Origin of the sequence: Pseudomonas sp. LA5 (genome assembly GCF_028640825.1) — a bacterium.
GTDB lineage: Bacteria > Pseudomonadota > Gammaproteobacteria > Pseudomonadales > Pseudomonadaceae > Chryseomonas > Chryseomonas aestiva.
Genome location: NZ_JAQYZY010000032.1, coordinates 109931 through 122766 on the forward strand (window position 1 = coordinate 109931; position 12836 = coordinate 122766).

Consider the following 12836-nt stretch of genomic DNA (forward strand, 5'->3'; position numbering starts at 1 on the left):
TCCGCGATGAGAGCGCCATGACTTCCCTGCCTTTCGTTTCCCTTGTGCTTCCCCTGTTGCTGCTGGCTGGCTGGGCGGGTTCGGCCGTCTGGCTGACCGGGCGCCAACGCTATCTGCAACAGCAACTCGATAGCGCCGCCGAGCGCTACGACATGCTGCGCGACGACCTGCAACGGGCCGAGCTGGCCAATGGTCGCCAGGTGGTGGAGCTGGGCGCCGAGCGTGAACGCACCGCCACCCTGCAGCGCCAGCTGGAGGCCACTCGCGAGCTGGAGGCCGAGTTGCGCCAGCAGACCCGCCAGGCCCAGTTGCAGGCCGCCGAACAGCACGCCCTGGCCGAGGCCACCCGGGCTCAGCTGCAGGGCAGCCAGGAGCAGCTCGCCGAACTGCGCGAGCGCCAGCACCGCGAGCAGCAGCTGCACGCCGAGGTGCAGGAGCGTCATGCGCGCCTGGCCGAAGAGCACGCCACGCTCAGGACCACCCTGGAGCAGAAGGAAGAGCACTTCCAGGCGCAGCAGCTACTACTGCGCGAGAGTCGCGAGCAACTCAAGCTGGAATTCGAACAACTGGCCGGACGCATCTTCGACGCCAAGGGCCAGGCCTTCGCCCAGCACAGCCAGCAATCCCTGGATGCCCTGTTGCGGCCGTTCCGCGAGCAGATCGAAGGCTTTCGCGCCAAGGTCGAGGACATCCACCACAAGGATGTCCAGCAGCAGGCGGCGCTCGGCCAGCAATTGCTCGATCTCAAGGAGCTCAACCGCCAGATCACCCAGGAGGCCCACGACCTGGCCACCGCCCTGCGTGGCCAGAAGAAGGCCCAGGGCAACTGGGGTGAGCTGATCCTGGAAAACGTACTGGAGCGCTCCGGCCTGCGCGAGGGCCGCGATTTCGTCCGCGAACGCAGCTTCACCACCGAGACCGGGCGTCGCCGGCCGGACGTGCTGATCCATCTGCCGCAGAAGAAGCACCTGGTGGTGGACGCCAAGGTGTCGCTCAACGCCTATACCCGCTACGTCAACAGCGAGGACGAAGGCGAGCGCCGCCTGGCCCTGGGCGAGCACGTACGCGCCGTGGGCGAGCGCATCCGCGAGCTGGCCGATCGCGAATACTTCAGTCTGCCGGGGCTGAATTCGCCGGAGATGGTCTTCCTGTTCATCCCCATCGAATCGGCCTTCGTCGAGGCGCTCAAGGCCGACGAAAGCCTGTTCCAGCGCGCCATCGAGCAGAACGTGCTGGTGGCGACGCCGACCACCCTGCTGACCAGCCTCAACATCGTCCGCCAGCTCTGGCGCTTCGAAGACCAGAATCGCCATACCGCCGAACTGGCCGAGCGCGCGGGCAAGGTCTACGACAAGCTGCGCACCTTTCTCGGCAGCATGGACGGCATCGGCAAGAGTCTGGACAAGGCCGGCGAAGCCTATCGCAAGGCCTGCGGCCAACTGGTGGGCGGCCCGGGCAACCTGGTCAAGCAGGTGGCCGACTTCAAGGAACTGGGCGTGGCGGTACGCACCGAGCTGGACGGCCAGTGGACCGAGCGGGCAGAGCTGGAACTGATGATGGTGGAGCTGGAAGCCGCGGCCGAGTCTTCCGACCGGGACTGATGCGGGAAGACCCGGCAGGAGAGCCGGCGATCCGCCTGGACGATGCAGGGAGGAGGACGGTACGCCTGACCGGCGCCAGGTGCACCGGTCAGGCAGTAGGGCTCAGTGGTGCTCGCGGGTGGCGCGGAATTTGATCTCCGGCCAGCGCTCTTCCATCAGCGCCAGGTTGACCCGGGTCGGCGCCAGGTAGGTGAGGTGACCACCGCCATCCACCGCCAGGTTCTCGAAGGCCTTGTTCTTGAAGTCCTCGAGCTTCTTCTTGTCGTCGCACTCGATCCAGCGCGCCGACCAGACGTTGATGGCCTCGTAGGCGCACTCCACCTTGTATTCTTCCTTCAGGCGACTGGCGACCACGTCGAACTGCAGCACGCCCACGGCGCCGAGCACGATGTCGTTGTTGCGCTCGGGGAAGAACACCTGGGTGGCGCCTTCCTCGGCCAGTTCCTGCAGGCCCTGGCGCAGCTGCTTGGATTTCAGCGGATCCTTCAGGCGCACGCGACGGAACAGTTCCGGGGCGAAGTGCGGGATACCGGTGAAGCCCAGCAGCTCGCCTTCGGTGAAGGTGTCGCCGATCTGGATGGTGCCGTGGTTGTGCAGGCCGATGATGTCGCCGGCGAAGGCCTCTTCCAGGTGCTCGCGCTCGCTGGAGAAGAAGGTCAGGGCATCGGCGATCTTGAGGTCCTTCTTGATCCGCACGTGGCGCAGTTTCATGCCCTTCTCGTACCTGCCCGAGCAGATGCGCATGAAGGCGATGCGGTCGCGGTGCTTGGGATCCATGTTCGCCTGGATCTTGAACACGAAGCCGGAGAACTTCTCTTCCACCGGTTCCACCACCCGCTCGTGGGCGGCGCGCGACAGCGGGCGCGGCGCCCAGTCGACCACGGCGTCGAGCACCTGGTCGACGCCGAAGTTGCCCAGGGCGGTACCAAAGAACACCGGGGTCATCTCGCCGCGCAGGAAGGCCTCGCCATCGAATTCGTGGCAGGCGCCCTGCACCAGCTCCAGCTCTTCGACGAAGCGCTCATAGAGATCGCCCAGGTGGGCGCGGGCCTCGTCGGAGTCCAGCTTGTCGATGGTCTTGGTGGCGATGCGCTCGTGACCATGGCCGGGGGTGTAGACGTAGATGCGGTCATCCGAGAGGTGATAGACGCCCTTGAAGTCGCGATAGCTGCCGATCGGCCAGGTGATGGGCGCGGCCTTGATCTTGAGCACCGCCTCGATCTCGTCGAGCAGTTCGATGGGATCGCGGATGTCGCGGTCGAGCTTGTTGATGAAGCTGACGATGGGGGTGTCGCGCAGGCGGCAGACGTCCATCAGGGCGATGGTGCGGGGTTCGACGCCCTTGCCACCGTCGAGCACCATCAGCGCCGAATCCACCGCGGTCAGGGTGCGGTAGGTGTCTTCGGAGAAGTCTTCGTGGCCGGGGGTGTCGAGCAGGTTGATCATGTGCTCGCGGTAGGGGAACTGCATCACCGAGGTGGTGATGGAAATGCCGCGCTGCTTTTCCATCTCCATCCAGTCGGAAGTCGCATGGCGGTCGGATTTGCGCGACTTCACCGTGCCCGCGACGGCGATGGCCTGGCCCATCAGCAGCAGCTTTTCGGTGATGGTGGTCTTGCCCGCATCGGGGTGGGAAATGATGGCGAAGGTACGGCGCTTGGCGACTTCGGCGGCCTGGGTGGTCATGGATGAACCTGGGCGGGAAGAAAAAAGAGGGGGCGGAGTATAGCAGAGGGCAGCCCCACCGGCTTGAGGTCGGTGGGGCTGCCAGGGCGCTGCTCAGCGCTGCGGCTGGATGTTGCCGTCGCAGCAGGGCGGGGTGCGTTTGCGGCGAACCAGCCGCTTGCCCAGCGCCATGCCCGGGATCTCGATGTATCTGTGGGTCAGGCAGGCGAAGGCGAAGACCACCGCCAGTTCCACCAGCACCACCAGGTTGTCCAGCACGACGCTGCCGGTGGCGATGTAGCGGATCATGAAGGGCAGCGGCGCGTCGTGGGAAGGCGCCACCACCGTGAGGTCCTGGTGCAGCAGTTTGCCCAGCACGATGAAGGCGCTCTTGACCACAAAGATCACCGCGGCGTGGCACAGGTAGATCGAATAGGACAGCACGCCCAGGCGTACGAAGAGCCCCTGGTGCAGCACGCTGGAGACCAGACCGCGTTCGAAGGCGAAGGTGAGGACGGTGACGCAGAACACCAGGGTCGCCAGCACGCCCTTCTTGGGCACCGGCAGATCGGAGGTCATCACCGCGGCACCGGCGATCAGGCAGGCCAGCTCCAGCAGGGTGCCACCGAATTGCCCCTGGTTGTGCTGCTTGATCCAGACGTAGAGGCGATAGGTGCAGGCGCCGGCGAAAAAGCACGACAGGCCGCGGAAGATCTCGGTCTTCAGCGGCAGGAAGGGAAACAGCAGCTGCACGAAGGCCAGCAGGGCGATCGCCAGGAACCACTGGCGCTGATGACCCTGGCCCTTGAGCACCAGCAGACCGAAGATCAGATAGAGGTAGAACTCGATGCTGATGCTCCAGGACGGGTAGTTGAACGAACCGGTGATGGCCTGGCCCAGCCAGGATTGCAGCAGCAGCAGATTGGGCAGGAATTGCTCGGGTGCGGTAGCGCCGCTGAAAGCCGGATCGTTGAAGCCGACCCCCAGTTTTTCCGCCAGCAGGCGACCGCATTCCAGCAGTACATAGAGCCCGAGCATGGCCAGGTGCAGCGGCAGGATCCGCGCCGAGCGACTGATGGCGAAATCGCGATAGTCGTCCAGGGTCCGCAGCCGGTTTTCGTAGGTGTGCATGAGCACGAAGCCGCTGAGCACGAAGAAGAATTCAACGAACAGGTAGGCGTTGGCGATCAGCGGATTTTCCGAGGCGGCCTGAGCGACATAGGTATGGAACAGGACGACGGCGACGGCGAGCAGGCCGCGAAAGCTATCCAAAGCGACAAATCTTTCCATGGGAAATCCCTGAGGGTGCGGCAAGAAAGGCGAACGGATGCAGCGCTGCCGTTAGGGAGAAAGAGCACAGGGGTAGTGCGGAAATACGATAGCTGACATGGCATCCTTTCTCTTGTGCGTCGCAAGCGTCTTAATAGTCGCACTATTACTTGCTGTTACATTTTGATCGCTAAACGCCAGCAAGTTCTTGCCCGACCGTCCGTGGCCAGGCGTTTTGTGATTGCAGTCACCGATTTCCGGACATGTTGTCGCATAACTGCAAGAAGGCGCCGCCTGGTTCGCCTGGCGGCGCTGCGGTCAGCGCGGGCCCAGTGCCTGGCAGTCGGCGGGCTTCACGTACTTCTGCAGCACGCTCCACTGCGGCCGGGGTTTGCCCTTGACCGGCTCGATTGCCAGTGGGTAGTCGCCCCAGTTGGGGCCGGCTGCCCAGTACATGGCCGGGATGCATTCCTGCCGCAGCCGTGCCAGCAACCTGTCCATGGCTGCCAGCCAGCGCGGATCGTTGTCCGGTATGCCGAACTCGCCGATGTGACCGCGCTTGCCGTGCTGCTTGAGCCAGGTGATGAAGGGCTCGACCCGGCGGATGCCGACATCCGGGTCGAAATCGGTCATGTCCTTTTTGAGGTATTTGCCGCCACCGTCGTTGTCGAAATAGACGTGCGCCGAATAGATCAGGTTGTCGGCCGGATCCTTGAGGCCGAGCAGCTTGGCGTTGTAGCGCGGCCAGAGATAGCTGCTGGACCAGCCGTTGCCTTCGATCAGGATCGGTCGCGCCCGATCGACGTCACGCACGGCGTCGATGCCATGCTGCGCCGCCACCGGCCACTGCTCAACCGCATCGTGGGGCTCGTTCATGATGTCGTAGGCGGCCAGGGCAGGGTGCTCGTGCCAGCGCTGGGCGATTCGCTGCAGGACATCGGCATAGGCCGGATAGGGCACCGCCGCGCTGCCGATGATCTGGCCGCGGTATCTCATGTAGTTGTGCAGATCCAGGATCACGCTCATGCGATAGCGCTTGGCATTGTCCAGGGTCTGGTCGATCAGCTTGGCGTAGGCGGGGTCCAGGGGTTGCCCCAGACGCGGCTGCAGGCGCTCCCAGATGACCGGGAAGCGGATCACCCGGATACCCTTGGCCGCCCAGCGCCGGTAATGACCGGCGTCGGGAAAGAAATAGTTGGTGCCCGGTTTGCCCGGCAGTACGTGAGGGGCGAAGCCGGCGCCGGAGAAATTCAGGCCGATCAGATCGGTGGGAAAATCCCGCGGAGTGGCCTGGGTGACCGGTGTGGCTGCCAGGCTGAGCAGGGCGAACAGGGTGGTGATAGCGGATTTCAGGCGTAGCGTCATCGGCAAGGTCCCGGACAGTGACGGAAGACGTTGGGTGATCGGGCGCAGGGGCTCGACTCGCCATCAGGCCTGAAGAGACGCCGGGAAGTTGCAGTGCAACGCTCAGAAGGTGCGCCAGACAACGTTAATGCCAGGCGAAATCAGTGGAAATGCGAGCTGGGTAGGGCTGGCGGGCAGCGCAAGGCTGGACGTTGGGGTGTCTGGCGAGGGGCGGGATGAAAGCCGCTGGAGCGGGTAATGAGCTGCCTGTGACTACTTTCCATCGGTTGATGGCGCAGGCAGATCATTCGAAAGCGGTGTTTAGCGACGCAGGCAGATTCCAGCCCACTGCTCTGCTTCGCGGCGGGCCGAAGCCTCGTCATCGAAGTCGGCGATCAGGCCGCCATGAGCATAGACCACGACCCAATTTTCCACCTTGGGTTGCAGCAGCATTACCGGGGCAGAGGATAGAACAGCAGAGTCCAACGATGCACAAGCCGTCATGTCATTCATAACGTTCCCTTTGAAGTTAGCTCGATGAATAGTCTGTTTTTATGGCGGTACCAGGAATGGCGCTTGGTGCTATCACTGGGCCACCTATTGACCTTGGTATGGCTGAATGTTCCCTCAAAGCGTCAGCCACTCGTCGGCATGATAAAGAGGTGCCAAAACCTCGTCATCGCACTGGCGCACAAAAAGATGTTTCAGTGATGACCGTACGTCAGCCAGGCTGTGTGGCGCTCCACGAAACCGAGGCTGCTCGCGACGCTATCTGCGACCGGGTTCGCGCTGGTGCTGCAAAGCAGCTAACAGTAAGTGTATTAAATTTATCGTCACATATTTGTCAGCGGCTCTAGCCCGCGCCTCTCCCTTTTGATGCGATATGAAAGCCTCTCGCCCGGGCCTTTCACTCTGTCAAGTCATGCAGTTTTCGCGATCGGATTGGCATTGAGCGAGTCTATTGGGTTAGCCTGAAAAGGAGCTGACGAACTATCGACTGCGATGGGCGTCAATCTCTTCGGTCGAGGCAAGGCGCCATGTCGTTCCCCAGGGAGCGACACCCAAGGGCTAGGCAGATCCGAGATCCGCAGTGCCCCGTTGGTCCAGCCGGCATACCCGCCATGCCCTGCTGTGTCTCGACCCTGAACCCGGACAGCCGTCCTGCGCCTCGCTCCTGTCGCGAGGTCCGCACTCGGAAGGCATGCGGCCTGTCCGCCCGTTGAAGGAGCCTGACATGGCGAAGTTCAAGACCCTCCTGCTCGGCACGGCCGTGGGAGTGGTGATTCTGGCGCTGCTGGTGCACTGGATCGGTAGGGATACCCTCGCTACCTATCGCGCGGATCTGCTGTTCTATCTCCAGGCCCATCTCTACCTGGTGGTCGTTTCCATGGTATTGGCGCTGCTGGTGGGACTCCCCGCCGGGGTCCTGCTCAGTCGACCGCGATTCGCCCGCAGCGCCGAGCGCTTCATGCAGGTGTTCAACATCGGCAATACCGTCCCCCCGCTGGCGGTGCTGGCCATTGCCCTGGGCATCGTCGGCATTGGCGACGGACCGGCGATCCTGGCGCTGTTCCTCGCCTCGCTGCTGCCCATCGTGCGCAACACCTACGAGGGGCTGAAGAACGTGCCCGCCTCGCTCAAGGAAGCGGCCACCGGCATCGGCATGACGCCTGCCCAGGTGCTGACCAAGGTGGAGCTACCGAATGCCGTGCCCATCATCATCGGCGGGGTTCGGGTTGCCCTGGCGATCAATGTCGGCACCACGCCGCTGGTATTTCTCATCGGCGCCAACAGCCTGGGCAGCCTGATCTTTCCTGCCATCGCCCTGGAGAACCAGTCACAGCTGCTGCTGGGCGCCGCCGCTACCGCACTGCTGGCGCTGCTGCTGGATGGCCTGGTGCTGCTTGCCAGTCGCCTCTGGCTGGAACGCGGCCTGGCCCGCTAAGGAGACGAGATGAAGAAGTTGCTTATCGCCCTGGGCGCCGCCTGGTTCGGATTGACACTGGCCAGTGGTGCCCAGGCCGATCCGATCCGCATCGGTGCCAAGGTCTTCACCGAGCAGGCCATCCTCGCCGAACTCACCGGGCAGTATCTGTCCAGGCACGGCTACCAGCCGGAGATCGTCGGCGGCCTGGGCAGCACCATCGCTTGGAACGGCGTGAAGAACGCCCAGCTCGACCTCACCTGGGAATACACCGGTACCTCGCTGGTGGCCTACAACCATGTCACCGAACGACTGGACAAGGACGCCTCCTACCAGCGAGTCAAGCAGCTGGACGCCAAGGTCGGTCTGGCGTGGCTGGCGCCCACCCGCTTCAACAACACCTATGCCCTGGCGCTGCCGGAGAAGGTCGCCCGGCAGCATCCCGAACTCAACAGCATCAGTGACCTGGCCGGGCTGCTCGAGGCCGAGGCGGGCAAGCGCCACCTCACCGCGCTGGACATCGAGTTCGCCAACCGCTCCGACGGCCTCGCCGGTCTGGTCAAGGCCTATGGCCTGAGCTACACCCGCGATGACATCCGCCAGATGGACCCGGGCCTGGTCTACACCGCCCTGCGCAACGGCCAGGTCTTCACCGGTCTGGTCTACACCACCGACGGCCGCCTGGACGCCTTCAAGCTCAAGGTGCTGGAAGACGACAAGGGTTACTTCCCCGACTACACCGCCGCGCCGGTGGTGAACGCCCGTTACCTGGAAAGGCATCCGGATCTCGCCACGTTGCTCAAGCCCCTGGCGGAAAGCCTGGACCAGGCCACCATGCGCCAGCTCAACGCCAAGGTGGACATCGAGCGACAGACACCGGCCCAGGTAGCTCGCGACTTCCTTGCCCAGCATCCCCTAGACGGAGGGCAGTGACCCATGGATTTCGTCACCTCCTTCAATCACATCGACTGGTTGCAGGTCCTCGAACTGACCCGCCAGCACATCACCCTGGTAGGCGTCGCCGTGACCCTGGCGATCCTGGTGGGCGTGCCCCTGGGCATCCTCATGACCCGCTACCCTGCGCTGGCCGGACCGCTGCAGGCGGTGGCCACGGTGGTCATGACGCTGCCTTCGATCGCCCTGTTCGGTCTCCTGCTGCCGTTCTACTCCAAGTTCGGCCAGGGCCTCGGTCCGCTGCCGGCGATCACCGCGGTGTTCCTCTATTCGCTGCTGCCGATCCTGAGAAACACCTATTTGGCGCTGACCAGCGTCGAACCGGGGATCCGCGAGGCGGGCGTCGGCATCGGCATGACCTTCTGGCAGCGCCTGCGGATGGTCGAGCTGCCCATCGCCCTGCCGGTGATCCTGGCCGGGGTGCGCACCGCCGTGGTCATGAACATCGGCGTCATGACCATCGCCGCCACCATCGGCGCCGGTGGCCTGGGCGTGCTCATCCTCACCGCCATCAGTCGCAGCGACATGGCCACTCTCATCGTCGGCGCCGTGCTGGTCAGCCTGCTGGCCATCGTCGCCGACCTCGTCCTGCAGTGGCTGCAACGCCGCCTCACCCCGCGCGGCCTGCGCAGCGCCTCTTAAGGAGCCCCAGATGATCGAACTCGACCGCCTGACCAAGACCTTCAAGCAGCACGGCAAGGACGTGACCGCGGTGGACGCCGTGAGCCTCACCGTGGAGGAGGGCCAGATCTGCGTCTTCCTCGGCCCCTCCGGCTGCGGCAAGACCACCACCCTGAAGATGATCAACCGCCTGATCGAACCCACCTCGGGACGGGTACTGATCAATGGCGAGGACACCACCGGCATCGACGAGGTGACCCTCAGGAGACACATCGGCTACGTGATCCAGCAGATCGGTCTGTTTCCCAACATGACCATCGAGGAAAACATCACGGTGGTGCCCAAGCTCTTGGGCTGGGACAAGAAGAGATGCCGCGAGCGCGCCACCGAGCTGATGAGCATGGTACAGCTCGAACCCAAGCAGTACCTGTCGCGCTATCCGCGCGAACTCTCCGGCGGCCAGCAGCAGCGCATCGGGGTGATTCGCGCCCTGGCGGCCGAGGCGCCGCTGCTGCTGATGGACGAACCCTTCGGTGCGGTGGACCCGATCAACCGCGACGCCATCCAGAACGAGTTCTTCCAGATGCAGCGGGCGCTGAACAAGACGGTGATCATGGTTAGCCATGACATCGACGAAGCCATCCGCCTGGGCGACAAGATCGCCGTGTTCCGTGGCGGCCGCCTGGTGCAGTTCGACCATCCGGACACCCTGCTGGCCCATCCCAAGGATGAATTCGTCAGCAACTTCGTCGGCCAGGACAGCACCCTCAAGCGCCTCTTGCTGATCCGTGCCGAGGACGCGGCCGACAATGCGCCGTCGATCCAGGCCGAGACCCTGATCGGCGACGCCGTGGAGTTGATGGAAGAGCACGACCGCCGCCATGTGGTGGTGACGGATGCCGCCAACAAGGGCCTGGGCTATGTGCGTCGGCGTGACCTGCGGGGCCAGAGCGGACCGGTGGCGCCCTTCATTACCCCGTTCAAGGCCACCGCGGCCTTCGACGAGCACCTGCGCATCCTGCTGTCACGCATGTACCAGTTCAACACCTCCTTGCTGCCGGTACTCAGCGCCGACAACGACTTCCTTGGCGAGGTCACCCAGGAATCCATCGCCGACTATCTCAGCAGCGGTCGGTCGCGTGGCAAGACCACCATCGTCTCGCCGGCGGAGCAGGTGGCGGGGTAGGACAGGGGACGCCTATCGGCGCAGAGTCTGTGCAAAGGTTCGCGAGCCAGAGCCGAACAAAGCCTGGGTGGCCCCGCGAAGACACCTGAGGAAGCGATCGGACTCGCGCTCGACCGGGCTCGCGCGCGAGTTTACGAAGGGTAGATGAGCATTGCGACGGGGCTGCCCAGGTCGGACTGGCGACCCAGGGCCTCTTCAACGCGGTTCGGCCGACGCGCAGCAGCCTTTGGATAGACGCTCAGGGGCGGATCTCGATCAGGGTGCCGTCCTTGACCAGGCCCCAGACCTCACGCATGTCCTGGTTGGTCAGCGCGACGCAGCCATTGGTCCAGTTCAGCGAGTTGAAGTACCACTCGGGGTATTCCTCGTCGATGGGCGTACCGTGCAGCATGATCATGCTGCCTGGGGGTACGCCAGCCTGATGCGCGCGGGCCAGATCCTCCCGGTTGGGATAGGAGATGTGCATGGCCAGGTTGAACTTGTCGCTGGTCTTGCGCCAGTCGATCCAGTAGAAGCCTTCCGGCGTACGCTGGTCGCCCTCGCGCAGCTTGGGGCCGCGGGGATTCTTGCCCAGCGAGATGCGATAGGACTTCATCACGGTATCGCCGCTGAGCAGCTGCAGCTGGTTGCGCGACTTGATCACCAGCACCTTGTCGATCAGCGGCGCGGCCGGCTGGCGGATCACAGTGACACTGGTGCTGGCCTGAGCCAGCTGGGGAAGCAACGAACCGCACAGCACATAGCAGAGCGCCAACAACAGGTGCAACGGACGCATGTCGGGAAGATCCTCGGAAGAGCTCAGGGCCTGTTCAAGGTCTCGCGAGCTAGAGACAAACAAGGCGAAAATGGCTGAGGAAGCGGAGTTTACAGATAGTAAATGAGCATTCCGAAGGCATTTTCAACGACGTTGGGCCGACGCGCAGCAGACTTTGAGCAGGCCCTCAGGCAGGCTTGGGTGCGACCACCATGGGCGCCATGCCCTCGTGACGCAACGGATACTCGCCGCGACGGCGATCGGCGAAAAAGCATTCTAGTGTTCGCTTGATGGTCGGAAAAGCCAGAGACGACCAGGGGATGTCGGCTTCGTCCAGAAGGCGCACATCGAGACTTTCCTCGCCGACGGCAAAGCGGCCGTCGACCAGCTCGCCGCGGAACAGCATGTAGATCTGATCGATGTGCGGCAGATCGAAGAGGGTATAGAGCTCCAGGCCCTGCACCTGCGCGCCGGCTTCCTCGAGGGTCTCGCGGGCGGCGGCTTCGGTGGTGGTCTCGCCGTTTTCCATGAAGCCCGCCGGCAGCGTCCAGTAACCCTGGCGCGGCTCGATCGCGCGCTGGCAGAGCAGCACCTTGCCCTCCCAGGTCGCCAGGCAGCCAGCCACCACCCGCGGATTCTGATAATGCACTGCGCCGCACTGGCTGCAGACCAGGCGCATCCGGTTGTCACCCGCGGGAATGCGCGCTTCCAGCAGGCCGCCACAGTGATTGCAATGCTTCATGGTTCATCCTCGTTTTGCTGCAGTGTGCCGGGACGCTCCCGGGCCTCGCAAGCGATGGCAGGACTTGGGATTGCCCGGCGGGCATGCCATGATCCAGGGGATACGATGAGCAAGGGAGAATCTTGGCGTGGATGAGTTGCTCCAGCGCCTGCGTCACTATCAGCCGCGCACCCTGAGCGGCACCGAAAGCTACCAGGAAGCGGCGGTGCTGGTGCCCATCATTCGTGGCGAGCATCCCGAGTTGCTGCTCACCCTGAGGGCCAGCAACCTGTCCACCCACGGTGGCGAGGTGGCCCTGCCGGGCGGGCGGCGTGATCCCGAGGATGCCGACCTGGTGGCCACCGCCCTGCGCGAGGCCGAGGAAGAGGTCGGGCTGCCACCGGGTCTGGTGGAAGTCATCGCGCCCCTGAGTCCGCTGGTGTCGCGCTACGGCCTGGCGGTGACCCCCGTCGTCGCGCTAATTCCGGATCAGCTCGAATACATTCCCAGCGAAGCCGAGATCGCCGCGATCTTCACCGTGCCCCTGCGGTTCTTCTGCGAGGTGCCGCCGGATTACACCTTCCGGGTCGACCACGATGGCCTGCGCTGGCAGGTGCCCAGCTATCAATATGGCGAGCACCGCATTTGGGGGCTGACCGCGGTGATCATCGTCGAACTGGTCAACCTGCTGTACGACGCCGGCATCGTGCTCAAGGCACCGCCCAAGCGGGATTGAGCGGTATCGGCAAGGTAAAGGCACATGCCAAATTTGGTATTAACGGGCACAATGCGCGGCC

General features: G+C 63.9%; 12 protein-coding genes. 6 read left to right on the top strand and 6 right to left on the bottom strand.

All coding sequences use genetic code 11. The annotated features are described in order from the left end of the window. The first annotated feature begins 17 nt into the window (after positions 1 to 17). Positions 18 to 1601: a DNA recombination protein RmuC gene (gene rmuC, locus PVZ72_RS09665; RefSeq protein WP_273861798.1), complete on the top strand. Its 1584-nt coding sequence runs from the start codon at positions 18 to 20 to the stop codon at positions 1599 to 1601. Positions 1602 to 1703: 102 nt separating this feature from the next. Here rmuC and PVZ72_RS09670 read toward each other — a convergent pair whose 3' ends face one another. The 4 genes from PVZ72_RS09670 to PVZ72_RS09685 form a co-directional block, all read right to left on the bottom strand. Beyond that, complete coding sequence (locus PVZ72_RS09670) at positions 1704 to 3287, bottom strand: peptide chain release factor 3 (protein WP_133861275.1); 1584 nt, start codon at positions 3285 to 3287, stop codon at positions 1704 to 1706. Positions 3288 to 3380: 93 nt separating this feature from the next. Beyond that, positions 3381 to 4556 carry an acyltransferase family protein gene (locus PVZ72_RS09675; RefSeq protein WP_273861799.1) on the bottom strand — a complete coding sequence of 392 codons (1176 nt, stop codon included), beginning with the start codon at positions 4554 to 4556 and terminating at the stop codon, positions 3381 to 3383. A gap of 297 nt (positions 4557 to 4853) precedes the next feature. Beyond that, positions 4854 to 5900 carry a glycoside hydrolase family 5 protein gene (locus PVZ72_RS09680; protein ID WP_273861800.1) on the bottom strand — a complete coding sequence of 349 codons (1047 nt, stop codon included), beginning with the start codon at positions 5898 to 5900 and terminating at the stop codon, positions 4854 to 4856. 300 nt (positions 5901 to 6200) lie between these two features. Beyond that, positions 6201 to 6392 carry a hypothetical protein gene (locus PVZ72_RS09685; protein ID WP_158891359.1) on the bottom strand — a complete coding sequence of 64 codons (192 nt, stop codon included), beginning with the start codon at positions 6390 to 6392 and terminating at the stop codon, positions 6201 to 6203. A 721-nt stretch (positions 6393 to 7113) separates the two neighbouring features. Here PVZ72_RS09685 and PVZ72_RS09690 point away from each other — a divergent pair. From PVZ72_RS09690 to PVZ72_RS09705, 4 genes are read left to right on the top strand one after another with little or no spacing between them, the layout of a single operon-like run. Next, a complete protein-coding gene (locus PVZ72_RS09690) occupies positions 7114 to 7824 on the top strand; it encodes an ABC transporter permease (protein WP_133861272.1) in 711 nt (236 codons plus the stop codon). 9 nt (positions 7825 to 7833) lie between these two features. Next, a complete protein-coding gene (locus PVZ72_RS09695; protein WP_273861801.1) occupies positions 7834 to 8736 on the top strand; it encodes a glycine betaine ABC transporter substrate-binding protein in 903 nt (300 codons plus the stop codon). Between the two features lie 3 nt (positions 8737 to 8739). Next, on the top strand, positions 8740 to 9399 hold the full coding sequence (locus PVZ72_RS09700; RefSeq protein ID WP_273861802.1) for an ABC transporter permease: 660 nt from the start codon (positions 8740 to 8742) through the stop codon (positions 9397 to 9399). Positions 9400 to 9409: 10 nt separating this feature from the next. Continuing rightward, positions 9410 to 10564 carry an ABC transporter ATP-binding protein gene (locus PVZ72_RS09705; RefSeq protein ID WP_273861803.1) on the top strand — a complete coding sequence of 385 codons (1155 nt, stop codon included), beginning with the start codon at positions 9410 to 9412 and terminating at the stop codon, positions 10562 to 10564. Between the two features lie 238 nt (positions 10565 to 10802). Here the strand turns inward: PVZ72_RS09705 and PVZ72_RS09710 are convergent, their stop codons facing one another. Both PVZ72_RS09710 and PVZ72_RS09715 read right to left on the bottom strand, forming a co-directional pair. Next, positions 10803 to 11276, bottom strand: coding sequence for a L,D-transpeptidase family protein (locus PVZ72_RS09710; RefSeq protein WP_410003744.1), 474 nt, complete (start codon positions 11274 to 11276; stop codon positions 10803 to 10805). Positions 11277 to 11505: 229 nt separating this feature from the next. Next, positions 11506 to 12060, bottom strand: coding sequence for an NUDIX hydrolase (locus PVZ72_RS09715; RefSeq protein WP_133861267.1), 555 nt, complete (start codon positions 12058 to 12060; stop codon positions 11506 to 11508). Positions 12061 to 12187: 127 nt separating this feature from the next. Here PVZ72_RS09715 and PVZ72_RS09720 point away from each other — a divergent pair, with 127 nt between their 5' ends. Continuing rightward, a complete protein-coding gene (locus PVZ72_RS09720; RefSeq protein ID WP_133861266.1) occupies positions 12188 to 12775 on the top strand; it encodes a CoA pyrophosphatase in 588 nt (195 codons plus the stop codon). Positions 12776 to 12836 lie beyond the last annotated feature (61 nt).